Source organism: Streptomyces fractus, assembly GCF_049844455.1.
Classification (GTDB): Bacteria; Actinomycetota; Actinomycetes; order Streptomycetales; family Streptomycetaceae; genus Streptomyces; species Streptomyces fractus.
In genome coordinates this window covers 5913058-5938995 of sequence record NZ_JBMYHI010000002.1, presented here as the reverse complement: position 1 = coordinate 5938995, position 25938 = coordinate 5913058, and the positions used below count along the sequence as shown (strand labels likewise).

Here is a 25938-nt window from a genome sequence, read left to right as displayed (position 1 = left end):
GCGGCCGCTATGTCAGTGTGTCCCAGCTGCGAGGAGCCTCTGGAGGAGGCCGATCGCTTCTGCGGGGCATGCGGATACGACCTGTCGGCGGCTCCGCGGCCAGGGGCACCGGACGCCACCGAAGAGCCCGCTTCCGTCGAGTGGCCCGCCGCCCCCGACCTGGACAGTTCGGACCTGCCCGCCCCGGTGCACCTGTCGACCGATCTGCGCGGCACTGATTCGGGCGGTTCCGAACTCCCCGCCGCCGTACGCTTCGACGACCCGCCGTCCGACGACGGGTTCAGGATCGCCGCGCCCGACCCGCGCACCGCGACGCCCGAGGAGCTGGGGACCTCGACTCCCCCGGCCGGCACCAAGCTGTGCGTGGCCTGCCGCGCCGGGCACGTCGACCCGGACGGCTACTGCGAGAACTGCGGCCACGCCCAGCCCCGCGAACGCGACCACATGGAGCAGGAGTTGGGCGCGGTCGCCGCGGTCAGCGACCGGGGCCTGCGCCACCACAGGAACGAGGACTCGTTCGCGATCTCCTCGGCCGCGCTGCCCGACGGCTCGGCGGCCGTCGTCGCCGTGGTCTGCGACGGGGTGTCCTCGGCGACCCGGCCCGACGACGCGTCGCTCGCCGCTACCCGCGCCGCGACCGAGGCGCTGCACGAGGCGCTGCCGCGCGGCACCCACCCGCAGCAGGCCATGCACGAGTCGATCGTCGCGGCCGCCGAGGCGGTCAACGCGCTTGCGGACGAGCCCGAGACGGCCCGCGAGCACAAGCCGCACCAGAACGCGCCGGCGTGCACCTTCGTCGCCTCGGTCGTCACCAAGGAGCTGCTCATCGTCGGCTGGATCGGCGACTCGCGCGCCTACTGGGTGCCCGACGACCGCGAGGCACCCGCGGCCCGGCTCACCGAGGACGACTCGTGGGCGGCGCAGATGGTCGCGGCGGGCCTGATGAGCGAGGCGGAGGCGTACGCGGACGAGCGGGCGCACGCGATCACGGGCTGGCTCGGCGCGGACGCGTACGAACTGGAGCCGCACACCGCGTCGTTCAAGCCCGACCGCCCCGGAGTGGTCGTGGTCTGCACCGACGGGCTGTGGAACTACGCGGAGTCCGCCGACGAGATGGCCCGCGTGCTGCCCGCGGACGCGGCGCGGAACCCGCTGCACAGCGCCCAGGTCCTGGTCGGCCACGCGCTCGACGGCGGGGGCCACGACAACGTAACAGTGGCGGTACTGCCGTTCCCCGTGCCGCAGTCGGGGGCAGGATCGGCCTAGCGCGGGAAAACCGCACAAATGGTCTTGTTCAGGGGGGACATGTCACCATGGCCAATTTCTCGAAATCGGGACGGCCGCAGTTCGCCGTCGAGGTCTACCAGAACGAATATCTGCCGGAGGGTGGCCGTGACGTCAACGCGATCGTCACGGTGACCTCGACCGGGGGCGGCACGGTGGGCGGCGCGGTCAGCGCACCCCATCTGTTCAGCGTCGCGGGCGGGGGCACCGACGCCGCCGTCGCGCTGATGGTGGACTGCTCGGGCTCGATGGACTACCCGCCCACCAAGATGCGCGGCGCGCGGGAGGCCTCGGCCGCCGCGATCGACGCGCTGCGCGACGGCGTGCACTTCGCGGTGATCGCCGGCACCCATGTGGCCAAGGAGATCTACCCGGGCGAGGGGCGGCTCGCCGTCGCGGACCGGACCACCCGCGGGCAGGCCAAGCAGGCGCTGCGCAAGCTCTCCGCGGGCGGCGGCACGGCGATCGGAACCTGGCTGAAACTGGCCGACCGGCTCCTCGCCTCGGCGGACGTGTCGATCAGGCACGGCATCCTGCTCACCGACGGGCGCAACGAACACGAGTCGCCGGAGGATCTGCGCGCGGCGCTCGACGCGAGCGCGGGCCGCTTCACCTGTGACGCCCGCGGCGTGGGCACGGACTGGGAGGTGAAGGAGGTCACGGGCATCGCCTCCGCCCTCCTCGGCACCGCCGACATCGTCGCCGACCCGGCCCATCTCGCCGAGGACTTCACGCAGATGATGGAGACGGCGATGGGCAAGGAGATCGCCGACGTCGCCCTGCGGTTGTGGACCCCGCTCGGCTCCGAGGTCACGTTCGTGAAGCAAGTGGCGCCCACCGTCGAGGAGTTGACGGAGCGTCGCACCGAGGCGGGTCCGCGGGCCGGCGACTACCCCACCGGCTCCTGGGGCGACGAGTCCCGCGACTACCACGTGTGCGTGCGGGTCCCGGACGCCGATCTCGGCCAGGAGATGCTCGCCGCCCGCGTCTCCCTGGTGATCCCGCAGCCGGACGGCTCGGCGCAGACGCTGTCGCAGGGTCTCGTACGCGCGGTGTGGACGGACGACATGGCGGCCTCTACGTCGATCAACCCGCAGGTCGCCCACTACACGGGCCAGGCCGAACTGGCACAAGTCATCCAGCAGGGACTTGACGCCCGAAAATCGGGCGATGCGGACGGGGCGACCGCGAAGCTGGGCCGCGCGGTGCAGCTCGCGGCCCTCTCGGGGAACGCGGATACGGCCAAGCTGCTTTCGAAGGTGGTGGACGTGGTGGACGCCGCGGAAGGTACTGTTCGATTGAAAGCGAAGGTCGCGGAGGCCGACGAGATGACTCTCGAAACCCGGTCGACCAAGACGGTTCGCGTCAAAAAGTAACCACCCACGCACTACGGCAAGCCCTGCTTGCACTTGAAGGAGAGGGGGAAGCGCCGACATGCCGACCTGCCCGAACGGACACCAGTCGGGTTCCGAAGACTGGTGCGAGGTCTGCGGTCACCGCATGGCCGGTACCGTGCCTCCGCCCCCTCCGCCCCCTCCGCCGCCCCCGGCGGCCGGTTACGGATACCCCCCGCAGCCGGCCGCGCCGCAGGCACCGCAGGGCGGGGCAGCCGCGCCGGAACTGTGCCCGCAGTGCCGCACGCCGCGTGAGGGCGGCGCGCCGTTCTGCGAGGAGTGCCGCTGGAACTTCCTCACGAACACGGCGACGTCGTACACGCCCGCGGCCCCGAACCCGCCGCTGCCCACGTCGGGCGGCCAGGGCGGCCCCGGTGCGCCCGGCTTCCCGCCGCCCCACGAGCCGCAGGGCCCGAACCCGGCGCTGCGCTTCCAGCAGCAGCCGCCGTCCGGCCCGGACTCGTACGAGTACCAGGGCTCGCGGCCCTCGCAGATGAACCGGCCCGCGGAGCCGATCCCGCCGTCCCCGTTCGGGAACGAGCCGTCGGGGCCGACCCCGCCGCCTCCCCCGCCGTCCTTCGACGGCCCCGGCCCGTACGAGACCGGTGGCGGCCCGCAGGGCTTCCGGCAGCAGGCTCCGGCCCCCGCCCCGGCTCCGCCCGCGCAGCCGGGTCCGCCGCCGGGACCGGCGCAGCCCGTGCAGCCGGGCCCCATGCACCAGCCGCCGCCCGGTTTCCCGCAGCACCAGGACCCCCAGGGCCCGCCGCCCCCGCCGCCCAACCCGTCGTTCGGCGGCTCCGGTGGCCCCGGTGGCCCTGGCAGCACGAACGGTGACGACTGGATGCTGCCGCCTCCGTCGTCGGACCCGTCGGCGCCTTCGACGACCCCGCCGCCGTTCCAGCAGCAACCGCCGCAGCAGCACGCCCCGATGACGTGGTCGGCGACGATCGGCCCGGACCGCGACTACTTCATGGCGATGATGCAGCGCAGCGGCCCGGAGGCCTCGGGCCTGAACCTGCCCGCGTACTCGCCGGAGCAGCAGCGCCCGCTCACCGGGAACCAGCTGTCGATCGGCCGGCGCCGCCACTCCACCGGGGAGTCCCCCGACATCGACCTGTCGGTGCCGCCGGAGGACCCGGGCGTCTCGCACCAGCACGCGGTGCTCGTGCAGCAGCCGGACGGCACGTGGGCGGTCGTCGACCAGAACTCGACGAACGGCACGACGGTCAACGGCGGCGACGAACCGATCCAGCCGTTCGTCCCCGTTCCGCTTCAGGACGGTGACCGGGTGCACGTCGGAGCGTGGACGACGATCACGATCCGGCGCGGCTGAGCGCACGAAACCGTAGGACGTTGCCGGGCACCTAGTGGGTGCCCGGCAACTCCCATGTGTGGGGTCCGTCCGGATCGTCCAGCCAGGCCCACTGGCGCTCGCCTCGCACGGTCACCCCGAACCGCTCCCGCGCGGGCCGCCCCTCGCGCTCCCACAGCGCGAGCGTGCCCTGCGGGTCCAGGTGCCCCGCCGTCAGCGTCAACAGGAACCGGAACAACTCGTCGCGCAGCACCGGGTGCGGCAGTCCACCGACCCGCGGCTCGGACGCCCGGTCGTCCGCGCCGCCGCGCAGCGCCATGAAGTAGGCGGAGGTGTGCAGAAACCGCCCCTCCGCGTACGGCCGCCCCTCCACGTCCCGCAGCACGTCGAGGGCGACGAGCCCGGTCGACAGGGGCGCGAGGATCCGCGCGCCCGCCGCGCACTGGCCGAGCCACCCCGCCGGCACCGAGCGCAGCGCGCACGTCGCCATGATCCGGTCGTACGGCGCCCGCCGCGGCCAGCCGCGCGCCCCGTCGCCCGTGACGACGGTCGTCCGGTACTCGGCGGCGGCGAGATGGGCCCGTGCGGACTCGGCGACCTCCGGATCGAGGTCGACGGACGTGACGTTCCCCGCACCGACCCGGTGCGCGAGCAGCGCGGCGTTGTAGCCGGTGCCCGCACCGATCTCCAGGACCCGGTCCCCGTCCCGCACCCGCAGCTCCGCGAGCATCCGCGCCATCAGGGACGGCTGGCTGCTGGAGGAGACCAGCTCGCCGTCGCGCAGCCGGGTGGCCAGCGGCTCGTCGGCGTAGGCACCGCGCAGCCAGCGCTCGCGCCGCTCCGGGTCGGGATGCTCGCCCCACAGCCGCTCGTAGCCTCCGGGCACGCCGACGAAGTAGTACGGCACGAAGAGGTGCCGCGGCACCTGCTCGAACGCCTCCCGCCACACCGGGTCGGCGTCCCAGGCACCACTGTGTTCGATCTCGCGCACGAGTCCGGCCCGCAACCGTACGGCGAGCTGCTCGAGGTCTCGGGTGTGCTCTGCGCCCATATGTCCACTGTCCTGCGACAACCGGGAAACGGCGAGCCCCGCTCCGGCGCCGGAGGAGGCCTAGGACCCGGGTCCTGGGCCGGTGCGTCTGAGAGCATGGAGGGGTGACTGAGATCCCACGCGACACGCTTCAGGAGCAGACGTTCTACGAGCAGGTGGGTGGCGAGGAGACGTTCCGCCGCCTCGTGCACCGCTTCTACGAGGGCGTCGCACAGGACCCGCTGCTGCGCCCCATGTACCCGGAGGAGGACCTGGGTCCGGCCGAGGAGCGCCTCGCGCTGTTCCTGATGCAGTACTGGGGCGGCCCCCGCACATACAGCGACAACCGCGGCCACCCGCGCCTGCGGATGCGGCACGCCCCGTTCCAGGTCGACCGCGCGGCGCACGACGCGTGGCTGAAGCACATGCGGGTGGCGGTGGAGGACCTGTCCCTCTCCGAGGAACACGAACGCACCCTGTGGAACTACCTGACGTACGCGGCCGCCTCCATGGTCAACACGGCGGGCTGACCCCATTCATGCTGCTCATTCAAGCCCCTGCGGCGATTGAGCAGCGGGGTCCGGGGCAGGGCCCCGATCTTTCAAGCCCCGCCGGCGATTGAGGCGCGGGGTCCGGGGCAGAGCCCCGAGAGCGCAACCCCGGCTCGGGGCGACCTCACACCGGGCTGACGGAAAGCCCACCCACCACGGACGACGCCCGCCGCACCGCCACGGACCCATAGGCGGACCGCAACCGCAACCACGCCCCCGCGACCACCAGGTCGACCTCGGCCCCCCGCAGAAACCCGAGGGACGCCGCCGCATGCACCATCCGCACCGGCGCCCCACTGTCACCGATCTCCCGCGACCAGACCTCCCCACCGATCCGGTCAAGCGCCCCGCGAGTCCGCTCCTCGGGCGCCAACTCCTCGACCCGCGCCCGGAATTCGCCCACCGCCGCCTTCACGAGCGCACGCAGCGCATCCGCGTCCGGGAACCCGTCAATCCGCTCCCAGCCACTGAGCGGCGGCAGCACCCCGGCCCAGGGCGGCCCGGTGACCGCGCCGGGAACCGTGGCCGTGGCGGTCCCCTCGTCGAGGGATTCGAGCAACTCCCCCGCGGACACCGTCACATCGAGGGTGTCCGCGATCCCGTCCTCGTACGGCTTGAGCAGCCGCGCCGTACGCACGGCCAGCACCTCGAACGAGGGCGGCCGCCCGAACACCGCGAGCGCCTGGCCACCGGCCTGCGCCCGCAGCCGTACGGCGGCCGCCTTGTCGTAACGCAACAGCCGGCCGAGGAAGGCGGCGAGATCCGCCACCTCCCCCGCGTCGGCCAGATACAGCACGGTCGCACTCATGCGACGAGCGCCTCCGAACGGTCCGCGTCGTCGTCCCGGTACTCGCCCAGGAACTCCCGCTCCTCGGCGGTGATCCGGCGCGGCCGCTGCGCCTCGAAGTCGAACGGCACGACGACCGTGGAGGCGCGCACGTACACGACGTCCTCGTCCTTGACCTCATAGGCGAGCGTGAACGAGGCGGCCTTTATCTCACTGACCCACAGCTCGATGTCCACGGGCCGATGCCGGTGCACCAACTGCCGCTTGTAGTCGATCTCATGGCGCGCCACGACGGACCCCTGCTGGAAGTCCTTGTCGGGCCGGAACAGAAAATCAATACGGGCTTCCTCCAGGTACCGGAGGAACACGACATTGTTGACGTGTCCGTACGCGTCCATGTCGGCCCAACGCAGGGGGCAGGCGTATACGTGGCGAGCCATCAGCCGCGGGTCAGCTTCTTGTAGGTGGCGCGGTGCGGACGCGCGGCGTCCGGGCCGAGCCGCTCGATCTTGTTCTTCTCGTAGGACTCGAAGTTGCCCTCGAACCAGAACCACTTGGAGTCACCCTCGTACGCGAGGATGTGCGTGGCGACCCGGTCGAGGAACCACCGGTCGTGAGAGACGACCACGGCACAGCCCGGGAACTCAAGAAGCGCGTTCTCAAGGCTGCTGAGGGTCTCGACGTCCAGGTCGTTCGTCGGCTCGTCGAGAAGCAGCAGGTTGCCGCCCTGCTTGAGGGTGAGCGCGAGGTTGAGGCGGTTGCGCTCACCACCGGAGAGCACGCCCGCGGGCTTCTGCTGGTCCGGCCCCTTGAACCCGAAGGCGGAGACGTACGCACGCGACGGCATCTCGACCTGGCCGACGTTGATGTAGTCGAGCTCGTCGCTCACCACGGCCCAGAGGGTCTTCTTCGGGTCGATGTTGGCGCGATTCTGGTCGACGTAACTGATCTTGACGGTGTCGCCGACCTTGATGGAACCGGAGTCCGGCTCCTCGAAGCCCTGAAGCATCTTGAACAGGGTGGTCTTACCGGCACCGTTGGGGCCGATGACACCGACGATGCCGTTGCGCGGCAGCGTGAAGCTCAGGTCGTCGATGAGAACCTTGTCGCCGAACGCCTTGCCGAGGTTCTCGACCTCGACGACGACGTTGCCCAGGCGCGGGCCCGGCGGGATCTGGATCTCCTCGAAGTCCAGCTTCCGCATCTTGTCGGCCTCGGCCGCCATCTCCTCGTAGCGGGCGAGACGCGACTTGGACTTGGTCTGGCGCCCCTTGGCGTTGGACCGCACCCACTCGAGCTCTTCCTTGAGCCGCTTCTGCCGCTTCTCGTCCTTCTTGCCCTCGACCTTGAGGCGCTCGGACTTCTTCTGCAGGTACGTGGAGTAGTTGCCCTCGTACGGGATCGCGCGCCCGCGGTCGAGCTCGAGGATCCACTCGGCGACGTTGTCGAGGAAGTACCGGTCGTGAGTAATGGCGACAACGGTGCCCTTGTACTGGGCGAGGTGCTGCTCCAGCCAGTTCACGGACTCGGCGTCGAGGTGGTTGGTGGGCTCGTCGAGGAGCAGCAGGTCGGGCGCCTCGATGAGCAGCTTGCAGAGCGCGACGCGACGCTTCTCACCACCGGAGAGGTTGGTGACGGGCCAGTCGCCGGGCGGGCAGCCCAGGGCGTCCATGGCCTGCTCCAGCTGACCGTCGAGGTCCCACGCGTCGGCGTGGTCGAGGTCCTCCTGGAGCTTGCCCATCTCTTCCATGAGCTCGTCGCTGTAGTCGGTCGCCATGAGCTCGGCGACCTCGTTGAAGCGCTTGAGCTTGCCCATGATCTCGGCGGCGCCGTCCTGGACGTTCTCCAGAACCGTCTTGGACTCGTCGAGCTTCGGCTCCTGCATGAGGATGCCGACGCTGTAACCGGGCATGAGGACGGCGTCACCGTTCGACGCCTGCTCGATGCCCGCCATGATCTTCAGGACGGTCGACTTACCGGCACCGTTCGGCCCGACAACGCCGATCTTCGCTCCAGGAAGAAAGTCCAGGGTGACGTCGTCGAGGATCACCTTGTCGCCGTGCGCCTTGCGCGCCTTGCGCATGGAGTAGATGAACTCAGCCAAGAGAAACCGTCCGGCAGTCGAAGTGTGTGTCGCAGTAAGGGGCCCGCATAAGGCGGCTCCACCGCGTGAGGGCAGATACACCCCATCTTGCCTGACTGGCACCCTGCGATGGAAACCAGTATGGCCGGACGCCTGTGACCTGCCGGTTCTTTTGGCGCTGCCGTAGTTGATCTGTCACTGGTTGTCGCCGTTGGTCGCTGTCGAGCCGCCTCGGACGGCCCACAGACGGCCCGGAACTCGCGCTGTTTTCCCAGCCCACGACCCAACCCGGCTTCCATCCCGTCCGCCGTCGACCCACACGTATGTGGAGCGGGCGCGGGCCCCGGTGTCCAGGTGGAGCGCGCCACTGTACGAACGACCTGGACACCGGGGCCCGTGTCTGCTCGGCTCTGCCTGGGTCGACGGCGGACGGGATGGAAGCCCCTCGCAACCACCCGCGGATCCGCACCCGACAGCGTTACCCCCGGCCCCCGGTGCCGGAGCGCCCCCGCCGGAGGCATGGTCTTTGGCCGTGGCCGGCGTGCGCCGACTTTCCGTATCGCTCAAGGGTCGCTGCGCGGGTCCGGGCGTCGGTGTCCGGTTGCAGGGGCTCGGGTCGTAGCCCCTCCTGGTGGGCTCGACTGCGTGGGCCCGCATGCCAGCGTCGCCACGATCCGGCCCTGTCGGTAGCACAAAGCGTCTTTTCCTCTGCCCTTGTTGCCGGACCTGGCCGTCTCCTGTGCTTGGTTCTTCGCCCCCTTGTGGGCGCGGGCGGACGACGACGCGCGGGGCCCACTGGCGTAGACATGGTGGGCGCCGCGTGGCGGCGGCCGACCGGCGCCGCCACGCTGTGTGTGGCCCTGATTCCTTGCGGATCGATCCTTGAGACCCGGGTAGCGCGGGTTGAGGCCCCGGTTCCGGCGGGCGGTTGGGCACGGTGAGTTCGCCGCGCCTGTTCTTTCCCTCTCGGGTCGGATCGTGGCGGCGGTGGCGTGCGGGTCGCTCGCGGCCGTCGGCCGCCGGGCAAGGGGCTTTCGGCGGTCGGGTTGGCATGCCCGTTGATCCGGGAGCCGGCCGGTCCGGGCGCGAGCGAAGCGAGCCCTTGATGATGTAGGGAAAGTTTGTCCGCGCCCCGCGCTCACTGGCCGAAGGTCAACAGAGGCACGTTGTAAAGGTCCGGGTTCTGCGGGCGGGTCATGATCGGCGACGTGACCTCGACCACGAGCATCTCAACGAGGAATTGCACGCGGGCGCTGAGCAGGTGGCTCGTGTGACCGTTCGCTGAACGCGCCTTCTCGCCCAATGACGTGTGGATGTGCGGCAGCACGGTGTCCGTCTCGGCGTCGTAGGCCAGAGTGCCGCATCCCATGGCCTCCACCCTCTCTACGTGGACCTTGCTCCACACCGGGGCCTCGGGGTCCTCCAGCTTCTCGCATGCACCCACGATCTCCGCCTCGGCGAAAGCGGCGATGAACATCGGGACGTACCCATGCCGTACGCCGTTGCTACGGCAGAACTCGGCGAGGGTCGGAAAGAAGTCGTCGCCGTGGTCGAAGGTCACCCCGAAGGTGCGTCCTGTCGTCAGTTCGTAGCTGCGCACGTGGGGTGCCTCTCTTGTATGGGTGGGGGTCACTGGACGAGTTCGAAGCGACGCGCGATGTCGTCGTGACTGGCGCCCTGCATCAGGAGGAGTTGGAGGAGAATCCGCGCCTTGACCGGGTCGAGGGTGTTCGCAGAGATCAGGCCCCGTGAGAGTAGGTCCGACTCCGAGCCGGGGAATCCGTAGGTCTTGCTGAGCACGGGGCCGGCTCCGGTGCGCGTCGCCAGGATTACCGGCATCTCGGAGGCCAGATCAGTCAGCGCTCCGACACAGGACTCGGGAACGTGTCCGGCTCCGAACGCAGCGATTACCAGGCCGTCGACCTGCGTGCCGATTGCTCGCAGGACTGCCCCGTCGTCTCCGAGCCCGATCGAGGCGACCGCGGTCCGCGCAGTGCCGCTGATCTCCTGGGGTCGAAACCCGGGCTCCTCGCTCGGGCAAGTCCAGATCTGTACGCGGTCCTCGGCCACGTAGCCGACCGGGCCCGGATAGGACTCGAACGCTGTCGGGCTGGTGGCGTGCATCTTGCGTACCCAACGGGCTGCGTGCACCTCCTCGCCGAAGACGACCACAGCTCCAATCTTTCGGGCTTTGCTGCTCGCGGCGACCTTGACGGCAGCGAGTACGTTGGCCGGTCCGTCCGCGCCCGCCATGCTCGCGTTGCGCATCGCGCCCGTGACCACGATGGGCATGTCCCCGGAGTACACCAAGTCCAGAAGGTAGGCGGTCTCCTCGATGGTGTCCGTGCCCTGTGTGACGACTACGCCGTCCGCCGTCAGGTCTTCGATCTCTCTCGCGAGATCGAGGAGATCCGTGAAGCCGAGAGAAGCGCCGGGGAGCTGTCGGAAGTCGTGGACGTCGATCGCAATGCCTGTGTCGGCAAGCCCCGGCACCGCCGAGACGAGATCGCTGGCCGAGAGTGTCGGGGTTACTCCACCAGGCGTCTGGGAGGTCATCGCGATGGTGCCTCCGAGCGAGAACACCGCTACGCGTCGCTGCGCGTCCGTCATGGCAACCGATCCTTCGTGATCTGTCGTGGGCAGGCTAACTGTCGGCAGGTAGGGCGCCGACGTACGCGCAAGCAGCGTCAAGACCGGCCGCTGAGACCAGGCGACTTCGGGACTGAATCAGCCCGGCTGTTCCGTACTTGCCGAGTTGACCACACCGTCGCACCAGCCATGCCCAAGGGAGATCAAGGTAGTTCGCGAGTGCCCGCAGGCGCTCCGGAGCCGTCGGCGCTTCGAGAAGGGACTCTGCTCCGACGTCTCCGGCGGCGTTGGTGAACTCGCGAACGACGGCGGAGCGTCCGGTCACGTCGACATGCCACATGCCGTCTCCGCGTACCCAGTTGGCAATGATCGCTTCCTTGTTGGGGGAGACGACGAAGCCCTCGACGGCTTCGTACGAGGCGTCCGAGGTGAACTGAGCATGGATGCCCAGTGACTCCATGAGCGCTACGGCCAGGAAGAGCAAGATCCGTTCGTGCCGGGGTGACGTATGCACGACGCTTTCAGGTACGCAGAAGGCGCGCGTGCTTGGTCCTCCCAGGGCTCGGGTGGTCGCCTGTAGGTACGGGTACTTGTGGTCGAAGAGCAGCCATGCGCTGGCTTCTTCGCCTCGCTGTTCACGCGTCCAGAACGCGGGAACTTCCGGTAGATCCGGCAGGGCCTTGAGGATGTGACGGGCGCAGAAGTCGGACCCGAGCCACATGTGGGCAACCGCGTTCAGCCCCGGTGCGGCTTCCCTGCTGACCGCTGATGACGACAAGCGGTCATACCGTTCAAGATCAGTGCGGGTCTCGTTCAGGGCTTGATCGTCTGCCTGCAACGCATCGTCGTAGTTGGCGACGGCCCACAGGATCCCGAAGGTTAGGTCATCCAACTCGTAGGCGAGTGGAGCGGTGACCTCGTGAATGCCGCTGTCGCGCTTCAGCCGGCTCCGCGCGTTCCTGCCATCCAGTACGTAGAACTGGGGTGAGTCGTCGTCGCCAGCGGCCCCGACGAGAAGGCCACGGCCCGGACGGTCCAGGAAGCTGTTCGCGCGCCGCTGGTCCGGGATGGAGACAAGTGCTCGGCTTCCCTCGACCCGTGCGGGATGGAGCTGCAACGGGACGTTGGAGCCCAACATGGACTTTCCGTCGGGCAGCAAGGCGGTCCAGTCGACCCCATAGTCGGGGACCGGACGCGAGAGCCGGAGATCGGGCCAGTTCGCCGTGACCGTCCTGGCGAATCCGAAGGGATCGTTAGCGGTGTCGATTGCGTGCGAGTCGATGGGCAGACCTGCCGCTTCGCCAGTACCCACCTGGCTGACCAACGCAGCAGCGCTGCCCACCATGAACGATCGTCGATTGATCTCGGCCCACATGTTGCCCCCTTCATCTACCCGCAGTTTCATCGTGCCTGCGGAAAGGGCGTTGTGGATGTCGAGAGTGGAACTGTCCACATGGCTGGCCTGCTTGGCTGCCTTGGAACGTCCGTCGACACGCTTCGCGTCCGCCAGATCCCAGAGCCTGGCGAGGATCCCGCCCGTACCGAGGATGGCGTCGCACTGCACGGCTAAGTCACGCGGGGGGAAGCGCTTCGCACCCTCGACCTTGCTTAACGTGTCACCGCTGGCGAAGAGGTGCGCGCCAAGCTCGTCCTGCGAGAATCCGCGCAGCTCACGCCAGTACCGGAGTTCGGCACCGAAGAAGTGCTGCGGGTCCTCGGTCGGCGTGAGCTTTCGGGGAGCCTGAGCCAAGATCATCCCTCCCATGTGGACAGTTACGGGGCGGTACTTGCGTCCACATCCGGCACATGGTGTTGCGGGGACTACTGAGCGTCAATGGATGCAGGCCCGGTGACCGGGTGTGAAGCCTCCAAGGACGGAGCAGTCGCGATGACGCAGAGCCAAGATCGGAAACAAGCCCTACTGCATCGCGTGAGCCTCATCCAGGCGGAACTGGATGAACTTACGTGTCGCGTCGGGCAGTTCGAGCACGCTTTGGGAACACTGCCTCCTCGATCGCTGCCATCCGTCCGGAAAGATCCCGAATCGCACTTTGGATCTCGTCGAGTTGGGCAACGAGGGCGTCGTCGTCGGGTTGCGAGCCCTGGCCGGCTGGGCGGACGAAAACGCCCTTGCCCTGCTGTCCAACGACTAGACCCTCGGTGCGAAGAACGCTGATCGCCGCTTTGACGACGCTTGCCGACACTCCGTACTGATCGCAGAGCTGCGCGGTGGAGGGGAGAGAGTCCTCGGGCTCCAGAACCCCCTTCTGGATCATCTCGCGCAACGCCTCCGCGATTTGGAGATATGCGGGCACACCGGACCTTTTGAGCGGCTCAACCTTCTTCGCGTTCGTCACGGAATCCAGCTTCGCGGCAATTCATCGAACTAGGCAACCCAAGAACTCCTTGACAACTAGGAATGCCAAGCCGACTATGTACGTACCGCAAGATTCCTTCGATCCCTTCTGGGAGGCAACTCATGCGACAGATCCCCGTGGACACCCGTGAAATGACGGTCATGCTGATCCAGGCTCCGGAGCCGAAGGTGAAGAACCGGGAGACCGGTGAGATCGCCACGGACCGGACGTCGGGCAAGACCCTGTACAACGTGAACGTGGCCGTGATCGTGGACGGCCGCCCCGACGCGCTGACGGTCGTGGTCGCCGAGGACGGTATCCAGCCGGACCTGGTGCCGGGTATGCCGGTGGAGTTCCCCGGTCTGGTGGCCCGTCCATGGGAGAACGACTTCGGGCACGGCATCAGCTACCGCGCGGTCGCGGTCACGTCGAAGAACCTCACCCCGGCCGGCTCGAACGGCAAGGGCTGACCCGCCATGACCGAACTCCTCTGCGCCCTCGTCGCGTTAGTGCTCTTCGCGCTGATCGTGCGGGCCAAGGCGCCGTCCGTGTACTGGGTCCTGTTCGGCCTGCCCGCTGCCCTGTGGAGGGTGTTCTCCTCCTACCGGCAGACCCTGGAAGCCTGCGCGCTGACGGTGGACCCGCCGTGGTGGAAGGTCTTCGCCAAGAAGGCGGCCGGCTCCGAGGTGGTTCGCCCTGGTATCCCGCGCTTGCGGGGCATCCGGCCGACTGCGACCGGTGTGCGGCTGCGGATGAAGCTTCCTGCGGGGCTGATCCCGGAGGACGTGACCAAGTCCGCCGTACGGCTGCGGCATGCCTGGGCGGTGCACTCGGTGCACGTGGCTGAGATCAAGCCGGGCGTCGTCGAACTGCGGCTGATCGCCTTCGACATCCTCGGCCGTGTGCGCATGCCGCGCCGGCTCGCCTCCGGTCCACTGTCGGCCGTGGTCGCACTGCGGGAGGACGGCCTCACGTACGTGCGGGACTACCAGGAATCCCCGCACGGCCTGACGTTGGGCGCCACCAAGTCCGGTAAGTCGATGTTCCAACGCTGCCTGATCAAAGCCCTCGCCCCGCTGGACGTGGCCCTGGTCGGCATCGACTGCAAGCGCGGCGTCGAGCAGAACGCGTTCGCGCCCCGGCTGACCGCACTGGCCACCACCCCGGACGAGGCCGACGGCCTGCTCGATGCCCTCGTGGGCGAGATGGAAGACCGCTTCGACCTGCTGTGCCTGCACCAGGGCATCGCCCCGGACACCCCGCTTGAGGACATCACCTCGGACATCTGGGGCCTGCCCAAGAAGCTGCGGCCGGTTCCGATCGTGGTCCTGGTCGACGAGATCGCCGAACTCTTCCTCGTCGCCTCCAAGGTCGACACTGCACGCCGCGAGCGCATGGTCACTCAGCTCGTACGGCTCGCGCAGCTTTCCCGCGCGGTCGGCATCCACCTGGAGATCGCCGGTCAGCGGTTCGGGTCGGAGCTGGGCAAGGGCGCCACGGCTCTCCGGGCGCAGTTGACCAACCGGGTAACTCACCGGTGCAACGACAAGCAGACCGCCGAAATGGGTCTCGGCGACATCAACGATCTCGCCGTGCAGGCTGCTACCGCGATTGCCTCCGAGCGCGCCGGAATGGCCGTGGCAGGCGACTCCTCCGGCAACTGGGCCCGGATCCGTACGCCCAAGACCTCGATCGGCGAAGTAGTCGCCACGTGCCGCGAGTTCGCCCACCTCACCCCCGAACTTCCGGCCCTGGCCGACTACCGGCCTGTCCCGGTCACGCTGCCCGCGCCGGCTGCTGCCCCGGATTCGGCTTCGGCGGAGATCTCGGCTCCCGCCTCGTAGCGCTTCCCCTCAACCGGTCGGCGTGACCGTCTCGCGCCAACTCCCTACCCCTCCCATGCCTGCTACCGGAAAGGACGTGCGGCCATGTGTGAGTCCTGCCAGGACCTGAACCGCACCGTGCTCCTGCTCGGCGACCTGTGCCTGTACGCCGAACGCCCCGACGTCGACCAGGAGTTTGCCGACCTCGTCGGCGGCGCGCTGGCCGTCTCCCTGCCCCCGGATGTCGTGCCTCCGTTGTACGAGCCGCCGCCCGAGAGCGGGTGGTGACCGTGCCCAAGCGGAAGCCCGCCGCCCGCCGTGAACCGACCGCACAGCAATGCACCGCCTGCAAGGGCACCGGGGAGGTTGCGATCTCGGTCCGTGTCGGACGCAAGCGCCGGAGCACGACCGACCAGCAAACCGGCCTCTGCCTGGCCTGCCTCGGCTCCGGCCAAGCGCCCACCGACTGAACAACTCGCCGGGACCGGGCGGCCGGACCTCGCTCCCCGCCCCGTCCCGGCACCAACCCCACTCGAAGGAGGTGAAGAGAAGTGAACCCCAAGATCCGCCTCGACGCCGTGCTCGTGCAGGCCGTGATTGCTGGTGCGCTGTCCTTCGCCCACCTGCACGACATTGCCGAAGCGGCTGGACAGACCGGCTGGAAGGCGTGGGCCTACCCGGTCTCTGTCGACCTCCTGCTCGTCGCGGCGTGGCGGCGGCTGCGTACCGGGCGGACCCGGCGTCTGGCGTGGTGCTGGTTCTTGGTCGCGCTGACCGCCTCGCTCGGCGCGAATGTCGCCACCGCCGGATTCCTCGACCTCGACCACACCCCTGCCTGGCTGCGGTTCCTGGTCGCCGGCTGGCCCGCGCTCGCCTTCCTCGGCGGCACCCTGCTCGTCCACCATCCCGATCCCGCACCCGACCACACGGCGGACGTCGCTCCGGCGGACCCGGTCCCCGAGCCGTCGACCGTCCTCGACGGTCCGGAGAAGGCACCCGCCCTTCCCGCGTCTGCCCCGCCGCCAGCGCCCCCGGTATCCGTCCCGCCTGCGCTGGTCGAACGGGCCCGGAAGATCGCCGACGCCCACCGGTCCGCGACCGGCGCCCCGATCGACACGGACACGCTCCGGTCCCGTCTCGGAGTGCCCGGCCCGATGGCCGACGCCCTGATCACCCAACTCGCCTGAACCGAAAGGACAGCCGCTCATGGATGTCGAACTGCCCCTGGTCCTGGTCGTCGCCGTACTCGGCTACTTCGGGATCCGTCTCTACCGGCCCCCGACCTGGGTGATCGTCGTCCTCCTGCTGGGCGGCTTCCTCCTGGCGGACACCTTCCTCGCTCCCGCGATCGAGTCCGGCACCAAGACCGGCACCTCGGTCGTCGAGCACACCACCGACAAGTGACCTGAGTTTTGAAGGGAGTTCCACTCATGTTCAAGCCCCGCATTCCCGTCAACGAACGGCCTACGGGTCAGATCATCCCGACCGTCGCCAGCCTGGGGACCGTTGTCCCGCGCGATGACGTTCACGCGGCCTGCGGCTGCCAGCACCCCACCCCGCCCCCGGTCGCGTCGGCTCCGTCGCGGTCTCAGGTGCAGCTCACGCCCGGCGCGCTGCTCCTGCTTGTCGGCGGCGGTACCGCCGTGGTCCTCACCGTGGGCGCGGTGCTGGTCTCCATGCTCCTCGCGGTCGCCATCACCGCCGGATCCCTCGCGATCGTCGCGCTGGTGGTCCGCTCGATCCTCGCCACCGACACCAAGCACCGTCGCTGACCGGCCCCGGAGCGGTCTCAAACCGCCAAGTCTTCGCCGCTCCGGAGCCGGACCTCCTGCCCGAACCACCTGATCCGGAAGGAAGAACCATCATGCATGACCAGCCCAACACCTCTACGCGGGTGTGTGCGAACTGCGACGGCTTCGCCACGGTCGCCGTATCCTCCGGCCTCGGCCGCGACCTCCTCGGTCACCTGCGCACGCTCACTCTGGACTGCCCGGCCTGCCAGGGCACCGGTCGTCGTCCGTCCCGCCCCGTCTCCCGCGCGCTCGCGCTGATCGGGGGTCGGGCATGAGGTACCTGGACGTCTCCACGCACCTGGACGCCGACACCACCGTCCGCGTCGTCGCCTTCCCCCACGCGTCCAGCGGTCGGCCCTTCGTCAGCCTGTATATCCAGGGCCCCGACAACCGGATCGCCCTCATGGTCACCCCCGACAACGCCGACGCCCTGCGCGCCCTGGCGCATGCCGCGAGTGAGGCGGCCGACACCCTCGACGCGCTTGCCCCCGACCACACGGCGGAGGTGGCCCGATGACGCGCCGTTCTGCGACCTCGCGCCCCACCTCGATCCATCTGTTCTGCGGTGCGGGTGGCGACTCCGAGGGGTTCCGGCGGGCCGGCTTCGACGTCGTCCTTGGCGCCAACCACTGGGACCGCGCGGTCGAGACCCACGCCGCGAACTTCCCCGAGGCCGAACACCTTTGCGTTGACCTCGACCACTACGACATGCGGCGCCTGCCCAAAGCCCGCGTCCTGGTCGGCTCCCCGATCTGCACCGAAGGCAGCCCCGCCGACGGCATCTCCCGCCCCAAAACCCGCCAGGTAGCGGGCCAGTTGGACCTTCTCGAAGAGGGGCCGATGGCCGATGCGGCCTGGGAGCGCACGCGGGCGACCGCGTACGACATCCTGCGCGCCGCCGAGGTGCACCACTTCGACGCCGTGGTCTGCGAGAACGTGCCCCGCTTCGCCACCGCCTGGCCGCTGTTCTCCTGGTGGCTGCACGGCATGGAAATCCTCGGCTTCCGCCATCAGGTCGTCTCGGTCTCCGCCGCACACGTCGGTGACAGCGACGGCAACGAGCATGCTCCGCAGTGGCGGGACCGGATCTTCATCGTCTTCACCCGCACCAGCATGCGGGTCCCGGACCTCGACGTCCGCCCGGCTGCCTGGTGCCCCGTGTGCGAGCAGGACGTCAGCGCAGTGCAGTCGTGGCGCAACGGCCGAAAGATCGGCAAGTACCGCCAGCAGTACGACTACCGCTGCCCGAACACCGCCTGTCGTCACCAGATCGTCGAACCGTACGTGCGACCGGCCGCGTCCGCGATCAACTGGATGGACCCCGGCATCCGCATCGCCGACCGCGCCGCACACGGCCGTGGCCCCCTCGCCGCATCCACGCTCCGCAAGATCAAACTGGGGTTGGCCAAGCACCGCGTCCCCGCCGTGATCACGGTCAACCACTCCGATACCGGTGACGGCCGCGCCGTTCCCGCCACCGCCGCGCCCCTGGCCACCCGCACCGTGCGCATCGGTGACGGTGTCGCGATCCCTCCGCTGCTGGTTCCGGTCGGCGGGAGCTGGAACATCGACGCCACCCCGGCCACCGTGCCCATGCGGACCCGCACCACCCGCGACAGCGAGGCCCTCCTGCTGCCTGCTCCGTTCATCACCGAGCACCGCGGCGGCGGCTCCACCACCCGCGCGATCGCCGATCCGCTCGCCTCGATCACCGCCGGAGGCAATCATCACGGCCTGGTCATCCCGTACCGCAAGGGCGGCCCCACCACGACCGCCGTGCCGCTGCACACGATCGCCACCCGCGAATCCGCCGGACTCGTCCTCGGCGCCGACCACGTCCCGGACGAGATCGCGATCGAGGACTGCTACTTCCGGATGCTCTCCCCGCGTGAGCACCTGCGCGCCCAGCGCTTCACCGACGAATACCAGGTGAAGGGGCACGGCGGCGAGCAGACCAAACAGGCAGGCAACGCCGTGCCCGCGAACGTCGCCCAGTGGATCGCCTCCCGCCTCCTGGAGGTGCTGTGACCATGCCCGAAGTGCGTGCACTGACGCTGTGGCAGCCCTGGGCGTCCTGCATCGCCTACGGCACCAAGCGCATCGAGAACCGGCACTGGGAGACCGGCTACCGGGGCTGGGTCCTCATCCATGCCGGACGCACCCTCGACCGCGACGCCTGGAACCTCCCCCTCGCCCGGCCCTTCCTCACCCGCCCGCAACCGCGGGGCGCGGTCCTGGCCGTGGGCCGGCTCGTCGACTGCCACCCCGGCGACGGCTACTGCACCCTGTGGTCCGCCTCCGACCAGTGGCACTGGAAGTTCACCGACGTGCGCACACTGCGGCAGCCCCTGTTCTGGCCCGGCGCACGCGGCCTGTGGACCCCGACCCCTCAACTCGTCGACGCGGTCCGGGAGCTGGTGATGGCCCGTGCCTGAAACCGAGACGCTGGACCCGATCGTCCTCGCCGACATCCTGCGCGTCGCTTCCGCCCCCGACTTCGACGAGTGGCGCGAGCAGATCCGCCGCACGGGTGGCTGTTCCAATCCGATCCACCTGACTGGCTGGACGGTCGTCCGAGACAAGGTCACCGGCGCGGTGCTGCACCACACCACAACCGGAGACCAGCCCGGCGGCCGACTGCGTATCGCCTGCGGCAACCGCCGCGCCTCCCGCTGCGCTCCCTGCGCCTACCTCTACGCGGGCGACGCCTACCACCTGGTGCGCGCGGGCCTGACCGGCGACGACCGCATGGACATCCCCGCCACCGTGCGGACACGCCCCCGCGTCTTCGCCACCCTCACCGCACCCTCGTTCGGCCCGGTCCACAACCGGCCCGACTCCGGCCGCTGCCGCTGCGGAAGGCACCATGCTGAGGACGATTCCGCGCTCGGCACCCCGCTCGATCCGGAGTCGTACGACTATGCGGGCGCGGTCCTGTTCAACAACCATGCGGGCGAGTTGTGGCACCGCTTCACCAACCGGCTCCGCCGCGAACTCGCAGGAGCCGCGGGCCTCACACAGAGCGCGTTCCGGGAAGTAGCCCGGTTGTCGTTCAACAAGGTTGCCGAGTTCCAGAAGCGCGGAGCGATCCACTTCCACGCGGTGATCCGCATCGACGGACCCGACGGGCCCGACACTGTCCCGCCGCCCTGGGCGACCCACGACCTGCTCGCCGACGCGATCCGCACGGCCGTGGCCCACCCGTACGTGACCGCGCAGGTTCCCGCCGCAGGTGACCAGCCGGCCCGGTCCCTGCGCTGGGGCGACCAACTCGACGTCCGCCCCATCACGGCCTTCAACGACGGAGACGACATCACCGAAGGGGCCGTGGCCTCCTACGTCGCCAAGTACGCCACCAAAGCCGCCGAGATCGCGGGCGCCCTGGACCGACGCATCGGCGAACTCGCCGAACTCGACCGCACCGACGTACCCGACCACACCCGGCGACTGATCCGAGCCTGCCATGACCTCGACCCGCTTTACCCGGAACGACGGCTCTGGCTCTGGGCGCACATGCTCGGCTTCCGAGGCCACTTCCTGACCAAGTCCCGCGCCTACTCCTCGACGTTCACCGCTCGTCGACAGGTCCGCGCCGACTACCGCGCCGAACAACAACGCGAAGCCCTCGGCCTCCCCGACCCCAACACGACCCTCGTCCTGGCCGACTGGCAGTACGCCGGCCACGGCCACACCCCCGGCGAATCCGCCCTCGCCGCGTCCATCGCCCGAGACATCCAACTGAACCGAGAGACAGCACGCGAAGCCCTGGCCGACCTGACAGACGAGAAGGAGTGGTGACCATGCAGCACGTCTTGCCCGACCGCTACTTGACCCCGGTCGACGTCGCCGACCTCCTCGGCGTCCCGCTCGAAACCATCTACCAGTGGCGCCGCAAGCACACCGGGCCTCGTGGCTTCCGCGTCGGCCGTCACCTCCGCTTCGACCCGGAAGACGTACGCGCCTGGGTCGTGTCGCAGATGGAGGTGGCTGCCTGATGGCTGGACACATCCAAGACCGCTGGTTCAAGGTCGAGTCGGGCCCGAACGGCAAGCCGGTCAAGGTCAAGACCGACCGCTACGGCGTCGGCCTCCGCTACCGCGCACGTTACGTCGGCCCGGACGGCTCCGAGAAGGCCAAGAGCTTCCCGGACAAGCAGAAGCGCTTGGCCGACACGTGGTTGACCAACATCGAAGCCGACATGGCGCGCGGCCAGTACATCGACCCTCGGGCCGCCCGTACGACCTTCCGTGAGTACGCGGAACGGTGGCTCGGCGCGTTGACCACCGACCTCACGAGCCGGGCCGCCGTCGAGGGTCGCCTACGACTGCACGCTCTCCCCTACCTGGGCACGCGTCCGATCGGGTCGTTCCAGCCGGAGCACATCCGCGAGTGGAACCGGCAGCTCGAAGACGTTGTGGCGTCCGCGTCGTACCGGCGCCTGATCTTCGATGCGGTGTCCTCGGTCCTCAACGCTGCTGTGGACGATCGACTGTTGGCCTCGAATCCCTGCCGCGCCCGCTCGGTTAAGGCGCCTCGTCCCGCGCCCACACGCGTGCATCCATGGACAGCCGGGCAGGTCTTCGACGTACGCGCTGGGCTCCCCGAGCGCTACCAGGCAATGACCGACGTCGGCGCCGGCTGTGGTCTCCGGCAAGGCGAGATCTTCGGGCTGGCTGTCGACAACATCGGGGATCTCGGCTGGCTGTACGTCCGGCAACAGGTCAAGAAGGTACGCGGCAAGCTGGTGTTCGCTCCGCCGAAGCGCGGCAAGCTCCGTGACGTGCCACTCGACCCCGAGGTGTCGGCTGCGCTAACCGAGCACATGAAGCGTTTCCCGCCGGTAGAGGTGACCTTGCCCTGGCTCACGCCGACGGGGCCCAAGGTCACTCACCAACTCATCTTCACGAGCCACGTCGACGGCGCCCTGTGGAGCAACGACTTCAACGACCGCGTATGGAAGCCCGCATTGGCCTCCGCCGGGATCATCCCCGTTCCCGAGAAGGGCCAGCGGTACGCCTCCGCCCGCGAGCACGGGATGCACGCGCTCCGGCACTTCTTCGCCTCGGTCCTCCTCGACGCCGGGGAGAACATCAAGGCGCTGAGCCTCTACCTCGGGCACAGCGATCCGGGGTTCACTCTCCGCGTCTACACGCACCTCATGCCGTCCAGCGAGACCCGGACCCGGAAGGCCATCAGCGCCATGTACCGAGCCGCCGGTCACGCCCATGACGGCCCAGGGACGGCCCAAGCCGCCTGACACGGCCCCTCATCGACGGGAAAACCGCTGGTGAGGGGCTGTTTTATGCCCTCGCGCGGCGAGTAACACCCCATCTTGCCGTACAGCCACCGCTGGGCGAAAACGTGTATCGGTGGGTGGCCCTGAACTGGGGGTTCACGACTCACCCGAGTAACCGGCCTGTCACTGTTCGTCGCGCGCGGGACGCCAGGTGCGCGTGGGTGGGAATGACGTGGCCGGGCTCGGGCAGGAGGTGCTTGCGCGGCAGACCGCCGGGCACGGGCGTGCCGGGCACGCCGTCGATGAGCGCATCGCGCCGAAGGAGAAGCCGCCTATGACACAGGGCGAAACAGCCACCAGGAACCCGGACAAGGGCTACGTAGCCCTTCTTGGCTGGAGTCTCAACGCGGTGGAAGCCCTGGACCGATTCGACAGGAGATACGTGGTCGTGGCCCCGGAGTGGGCCGAGGAGTACTGCGTAGAGCACGACATCCCCTACGTACCGTGGAATTTCGAGCGGCTCAACGACCGCTCCGTGGAGATCGCCGAGACCCTTCAGAACGAGGGCGTCGACGTCGCGATCCCGCTGTATGAGGAAACCGTCGAATGGGCGGGAGCGATCAACTCCGTCCTCCTCGGCAACCCGCGTCTGTACGGGCAGGCCATGCTGCTGCGCGACAAGGCGCTGATGAAGCGCCGCGCGCAGCTCGGCGGCATCCGGGTCGGGATCTTCGAGGAGGCCCACGACCGGGACGACGTGATCCGCTTCCTCAAGCGCGTCAACCAGACCCTGCTCAAGCTGGACGGGGACCCGAACGACCCGATCCACCTCAAGGCGTTCGACAAGGCGGGGTGCCTCGGGCACCGCGTCATCCGCACCCCGGACGAGATCGACTCGATCCCGGACGAGGAGTTCCCGGTCCTCATGGAGTCCCACCTCGACGGCTGGGAGTTCGCGGTCGAGGCGTGGGTGCACAACGGGAAGATCAAGTTCCTCAACATCTCCGAGTACGTCACGCTGGGGTACTCGGTGTTCGTGCCGGCGACCCCGGAGCTGGAGAAGTACCGCCCGCAGATCACGGCGCAGATCGAGAAGCTCATCAAGACGTTCGACATCGAGTTCGGCTTCGTGCACCCGGAGTACTTCGTCACCAGTGACGGCGAGATGTACTTCGGCGAAGTCGCCTACCGGCCGCCGGGCTTCAAGGTGTTCGAGCTGCTGGAGCGGGCATACGGATTCAACGCCTACCAAGCGCTGGTGCTGGCGTTCGACCCGAAGACGACCGAGGAGGAGATCGACGCCTTCTTCCCGCGCGAGGTCGTCGACGCGTCCGGTGTCGCCGGCTGCTTCGGCGTCTACCCGCGCCGCCGCGTCGTCAGCGAGCTCCAGATCCCGGAGGAGACCGAGGACGACGACTACTACGAGTCGCACGACCTCTCGACACCGCTCGAGGAGACCGTCACCAAGAGGACCGCTTTCGGCACCCACTGGGGCCTGGTCTACTTCTTCGGCGACGACCCCTACCGGATGCGTGAACTGTTGAAAAAGCAGGAAGAGCTCGACTTCTACGTCTGACGACCCCGTGGACGCGGAAGGCCAACCCGAGGGAAACCCTTTGAAACCGACCGTCGACGTCAACAGTGGGGCCACGACGCTGGACAAGCGTGTGGCCTCGCTCGACGAAGCGATTCAGGCCATGTCCGAGACTCGTGACTTCGGCAAGCACACGAAGCTTCGGCGGGTCCTGGAAGCCTTGCGGCGGGTGCTCATGCAGCCGGGCGGCGCCGCGGCGGTCCAGGCCAGGGCGCAGGCCATCGAGGAGGCCGGGCTCTTCCAGGGGACGGACTGGGCGTCCCCGGAGATCCTCGTCCCGTCGCTGGTCAGCGCCGGCCTGCACAGCGGAGACCCGGACACCGTGGTGATCGAGGCGACCAGCGAGCTGCGGATGCTCGCGGTCGCCCGCGGCGACTTCGCGCACCCGACGCTGCCCGCCGAGGACGCCCGCCACTTCCTCTCCCAGGTGCTGGCGGCCAACCTGGAGCTGCTGTTCAGCGTGCCCAGCGAGGCGGAGCGGACCCGGCAGGGCCGCACCGGGCAGCTCATCCGGGACCTGTTCCGCCACCTCGCAGAAGAGATCGGCTACGACAGCGTCCTGGACAACCTGGTCGACGAGATCTGGCGGATCCTGCGCCAGCGTCCGATCCAGGTCGAGACCGTGCAGGCGCTGATCACCCGGATCGCGGTCTACCGCAACGACCCGGAGGTCGATCTCGGCGTGTCGTCGGGGCAGGGCTTCGACCGGCTCATCACGAGCCTGTTCGGGACCACCGAGGCGTGCCGGGACGACCCGGGCGTCGACGTGTTCCGCTCCCGTCTGGAGGCGATGGACGCCGGCGGCCTGCAGTACGAGGCGGCGGGGTTCGCGCGGGCCATGCACGACACCGGCCTGGTGTCGCCGTACCACGCGGAACTGCTCCGGTTCCTGCTGCGCGAGAGCGACTACCTCGTCGGCGAGGCGCTCGGTCTCTCCGACACCGGCCGGAACTGCCTGATGCGCTACAGCCAGTTGGTGCACCGGCTGATCGAGGCGGCCGTGCACCCGCAGACCGCGCAGAGCATCTACGGTCTCGCGCTGCTGCTCGACCGCGGCATCCTCTACGAGCCGCCGATCGTGCCCGCCCTGTGGCGCCAGCTGTCGCTCGAACTCGCCCCGGCCGCCCGGGAGCGGTTGGCGACGGTGTTCGGCGAGGAGGTGGAGCCGCGGGCGCGGCTGACCGCGGGCGTGCTCTCGATGCTGGGCCAGCCGCTCGGCGTCGGCCAGGGCGACAACCCCACCTGCCAGTCGGCCCGCGCGCTGTCGATGTGGTCCTACAACGACCCGGACTACCTGCTGCAAATGGTGGTCTGGGCGGCGCGCGACGACGAGGTGCTCATGCACTTCGAGGGGCAGCCGATCTCGTCGAGGGACAGCGGGACCGGCGTGGCGACCACGCTGCCGATGGACCTGGACCCCGTATCGCTGATCGTCGTGCCCCACCTGGACCGGATCTACGCCGAGATGGGGCGGCGCTGCGCCGATCGGCCGGGGGACCCGCACCGGTGGGTCAACCCCGAGTTCCACGGCTGGTGGACGCCCCGCGGGTTCCACATCAACGTGGACGTCGCGACCGGGAACCTGGTCGAACTCGACGAGTTCCTACGCCAGTTCCACGCCTGCTACCACCCCTCCTACAACGGCGGGCAGCCGCTGATCCATCCGCAGCCGGCCGGTGTCGCCGTCACCGACAGCGCGGCCCGCTACGTCGGCTGGCACGCGATCACGATCCTGCGGGTCGCGCCGGACCCCCAGGACGTCATGCGTGTGTACTTCTTCAACCCGAACAACGACAGCGGGCAGGACTGGGGCGACGGCGTCGTCGTCTCCACCGCGGGCAACGGCGAGCGGTTCGGCGAGGCCTCTCTGCCGTTCGACCAGTTCGCCTCGCGGCTCTACATCTTCCACGCCGACCCGCTCGAACACGGCGAACCGGAGCGGGTGCCCGCCGAGGACGTCGCGGGCATCATCGGCTACATCGAGCGCAGTTGGGGCAACGACCGGCTGCCGGCGGGGATGCTGCAAGCACTCGAAGGACCCACGGGGCTGTGAGCCCGACACCCCGTTACGTACCGGCACCCCTTGCGTACCGGCGCCCCCTTAC

Annotated in this window: 27 protein-coding genes; 19 read left to right on the top strand and 8 right to left on the bottom strand. The window is 69.1% G+C overall.

The window, feature by feature from the left end:
• Positions 1–9 precede the first annotated feature (9 nt).
• The 3 genes from ACP4E5_RS28825 to ACP4E5_RS28815 are packed head-to-tail and all read left to right on the top strand — an operon-like array spanning position 10 to position 4011.
• On the top strand, positions 10–1266 hold the full coding sequence (locus tag ACP4E5_RS28825) for a protein phosphatase 2C domain-containing protein (protein ID WP_425833637.1): 1257 nt from the start codon (positions 10–12) through the stop codon (positions 1264–1266).
• A gap of 47 nt (positions 1267–1313) precedes the next feature.
• Positions 1314–2660: a vWA domain-containing protein gene (locus tag ACP4E5_RS28820; protein ID WP_425833635.1), complete on the top strand. Its 1347-nt coding sequence runs from the start codon at positions 1314–1316 to the stop codon at positions 2658–2660.
• Between the two features lie 58 nt (positions 2661–2718).
• On the top strand, positions 2719–4011 hold the full coding sequence (locus tag ACP4E5_RS28815) for an FHA domain-containing protein (protein WP_425833633.1): 1293 nt from the start codon (positions 2719–2721) through the stop codon (positions 4009–4011).
• Positions 4012–4042: 31 nt separating this feature from the next.
• Here the strand turns inward: ACP4E5_RS28815 and ACP4E5_RS28810 are convergent, their stop codons facing one another.
• Positions 4043–5041 (bottom strand): methyltransferase domain-containing protein, encoded by a 999-nt coding sequence (locus ACP4E5_RS28810; RefSeq protein ID WP_425833631.1) that lies wholly within the window; start codon positions 5039–5041, stop codon positions 4043–4045.
• 104 nt (positions 5042–5145) lie between these two features.
• Here ACP4E5_RS28810 and ACP4E5_RS28805 point away from each other — a divergent pair, with 104 nt between their 5' ends.
• Positions 5146–5550: a globin gene (locus ACP4E5_RS28805; protein ID WP_425833629.1), complete on the top strand. Its 405-nt coding sequence runs from the start codon at positions 5146–5148 to the stop codon at positions 5548–5550.
• 145 nt (positions 5551–5695) lie between these two features.
• Here ACP4E5_RS28805 and ACP4E5_RS28800 read toward each other — a convergent pair whose 3' ends face one another.
• From ACP4E5_RS28800 to ACP4E5_RS28770, 7 genes are all read right to left on the bottom strand, one after another.
• Positions 5696–6379, bottom strand: coding sequence for a DUF8010 domain-containing protein (locus ACP4E5_RS28800; RefSeq protein WP_425833627.1), 684 nt, complete (start codon positions 6377–6379; stop codon positions 5696–5698).
• Positions 6376–6798 (bottom strand): acyl-CoA thioesterase, encoded by a 423-nt coding sequence (locus tag ACP4E5_RS28795; protein WP_425833625.1) that lies wholly within the window; start codon positions 6796–6798, stop codon positions 6376–6378. The genes ACP4E5_RS28800 and ACP4E5_RS28795 overlap by 4 nt, the downstream gene beginning before the upstream one ends.
• Complete coding sequence (ettA, locus tag ACP4E5_RS28790; protein WP_425833623.1) at positions 6798–8462, bottom strand: energy-dependent translational throttle protein EttA; 1665 nt, start codon at positions 8460–8462, stop codon at positions 6798–6800. The genes ACP4E5_RS28795 and ettA overlap by 1 nt, the downstream gene beginning before the upstream one ends.
• Positions 8463–9579: 1117 nt before the next feature.
• A complete protein-coding gene (locus tag ACP4E5_RS28785) occupies positions 9580–10041 on the bottom strand; it encodes a PPC domain-containing DNA-binding protein (protein ID WP_425833621.1) in 462 nt (153 codons plus the stop codon).
• Between the two features lie 29 nt (positions 10042–10070).
• The gene (locus ACP4E5_RS28780) at positions 10071–11051 is read right to left on the bottom strand and encodes an asparaginase (protein WP_425833619.1); all 981 of its coding nucleotides are present in this window, start codon (positions 11049–11051) and stop codon (positions 10071–10073) included.
• Positions 11052–11085: 34 nt separating this feature from the next.
• Positions 11086–12795 (bottom strand): helix-turn-helix domain-containing protein, encoded by a 1710-nt coding sequence (locus ACP4E5_RS28775; protein ID WP_425833617.1) that lies wholly within the window; start codon positions 12793–12795, stop codon positions 11086–11088.
• A 196-nt stretch (positions 12796–12991) separates the two neighbouring features.
• A complete protein-coding gene (locus ACP4E5_RS28770) occupies positions 12992–13387 on the bottom strand; it encodes a winged helix-turn-helix domain-containing protein (RefSeq protein WP_425833615.1) in 396 nt (131 codons plus the stop codon).
• A 122-nt stretch (positions 13388–13509) separates the two neighbouring features.
• On the opposite strand from ACP4E5_RS28770, the gene ACP4E5_RS28765 reads away from it, so the two are divergent.
• The 15 genes from ACP4E5_RS28765 to ACP4E5_RS28695 all read left to right on the top strand — a co-directional run bounded on the left by ACP4E5_RS28765 (position 13510) and on the right by ACP4E5_RS28695 (position 25886).
• Positions 13510–13857, top strand: a complete 348-nt coding sequence (locus ACP4E5_RS28765) for an SCO3933 family regulatory protein (protein ID WP_425833613.1) — start codon at positions 13510–13512, stop codon at positions 13855–13857.
• Positions 13858–13863: 6 nt separating this feature from the next.
• The gene (locus ACP4E5_RS28760) at positions 13864–15231 is read left to right on the top strand and encodes an FtsK/SpoIIIE domain-containing protein (RefSeq protein WP_425833611.1); all 1368 of its coding nucleotides are present in this window, start codon (positions 13864–13866) and stop codon (positions 15229–15231) included.
• An 84-nt stretch (positions 15232–15315) separates the two neighbouring features.
• On the top strand, positions 15316–15498 hold the full coding sequence (locus ACP4E5_RS28755) for a hypothetical protein (protein WP_425833609.1): 183 nt from the start codon (positions 15316–15318) through the stop codon (positions 15496–15498).
• Positions 15499–15761: 263 nt separating this feature from the next.
• Positions 15762–16397, top strand: coding sequence for a DUF2637 domain-containing protein (locus tag ACP4E5_RS28750; RefSeq protein ID WP_425833607.1), 636 nt, complete (start codon positions 15762–15764; stop codon positions 16395–16397).
• Positions 16398–16416: 19 nt separating this feature from the next.
• Positions 16417–16614 (top strand): hypothetical protein, encoded by a 198-nt coding sequence (locus tag ACP4E5_RS28745; protein WP_425833605.1) that lies wholly within the window; start codon positions 16417–16419, stop codon positions 16612–16614.
• Positions 16615–16640: 26 nt separating this feature from the next.
• A complete protein-coding gene (locus tag ACP4E5_RS28740) occupies positions 16641–16982 on the top strand; it encodes a SpdD-like protein (RefSeq protein WP_425833603.1) in 342 nt (113 codons plus the stop codon).
• 92 nt (positions 16983–17074) lie between these two features.
• Positions 17075–17278 carry a hypothetical protein gene (locus ACP4E5_RS28735; RefSeq protein ID WP_425833601.1) on the top strand — a complete coding sequence of 68 codons (204 nt, stop codon included), beginning with the start codon at positions 17075–17077 and terminating at the stop codon, positions 17276–17278.
• A complete protein-coding gene (locus ACP4E5_RS28730; RefSeq protein WP_425833599.1) occupies positions 17275–17520 on the top strand; it encodes a hypothetical protein in 246 nt (81 codons plus the stop codon). The genes ACP4E5_RS28735 and ACP4E5_RS28730 overlap by 4 nt, the downstream gene beginning before the upstream one ends.
• On the top strand, positions 17517–19031 hold the full coding sequence (locus ACP4E5_RS28725; RefSeq protein ID WP_425833597.1) for a DNA cytosine methyltransferase: 1515 nt from the start codon (positions 17517–17519) through the stop codon (positions 19029–19031). Before ACP4E5_RS28730 ends, ACP4E5_RS28725 begins: the two co-directional genes overlap by 4 nt.
• A gap of 2 nt (positions 19032–19033) precedes the next feature.
• The gene (locus ACP4E5_RS28720) at positions 19034–19438 is read left to right on the top strand and encodes an ASCH domain-containing protein (RefSeq protein ID WP_425833595.1); all 405 of its coding nucleotides are present in this window, start codon (positions 19034–19036) and stop codon (positions 19436–19438) included.
• Entirely contained in the window at positions 19431–20801 is a 1371-nt protein-coding gene (gene repSA, locus ACP4E5_RS28715; protein ID WP_425833593.1) for a replication initiator protein RepSA, read from the top strand. The genes ACP4E5_RS28720 and repSA overlap by 8 nt, the downstream gene beginning before the upstream one ends.
• Positions 20802–20803: 2 nt before the next feature.
• Positions 20804–20998, top strand: coding sequence for a helix-turn-helix transcriptional regulator (locus ACP4E5_RS28710; protein WP_425833591.1), 195 nt, complete (start codon positions 20804–20806; stop codon positions 20996–20998).
• Positions 20998–22260: a tyrosine-type recombinase/integrase gene (locus tag ACP4E5_RS28705; RefSeq protein WP_425833589.1), complete on the top strand. Its 1263-nt coding sequence runs from the start codon at positions 20998–21000 to the stop codon at positions 22258–22260. The genes ACP4E5_RS28710 and ACP4E5_RS28705 overlap by 1 nt, the downstream gene beginning before the upstream one ends.
• A 196-nt stretch (positions 22261–22456) precedes the next feature.
• The gene (locus ACP4E5_RS28700) at positions 22457–23815 is read left to right on the top strand and encodes an ATP-grasp domain-containing protein (RefSeq protein WP_425833587.1); all 1359 of its coding nucleotides are present in this window, start codon (positions 22457–22459) and stop codon (positions 23813–23815) included.
• Positions 23816–23855: 40 nt separating this feature from the next.
• Positions 23856–25886, top strand: coding sequence for a hypothetical protein (locus ACP4E5_RS28695; RefSeq protein WP_425833585.1), 2031 nt, complete (start codon positions 23856–23858; stop codon positions 25884–25886).
• Positions 25887–25938: the final 52 nt, after the last annotated feature.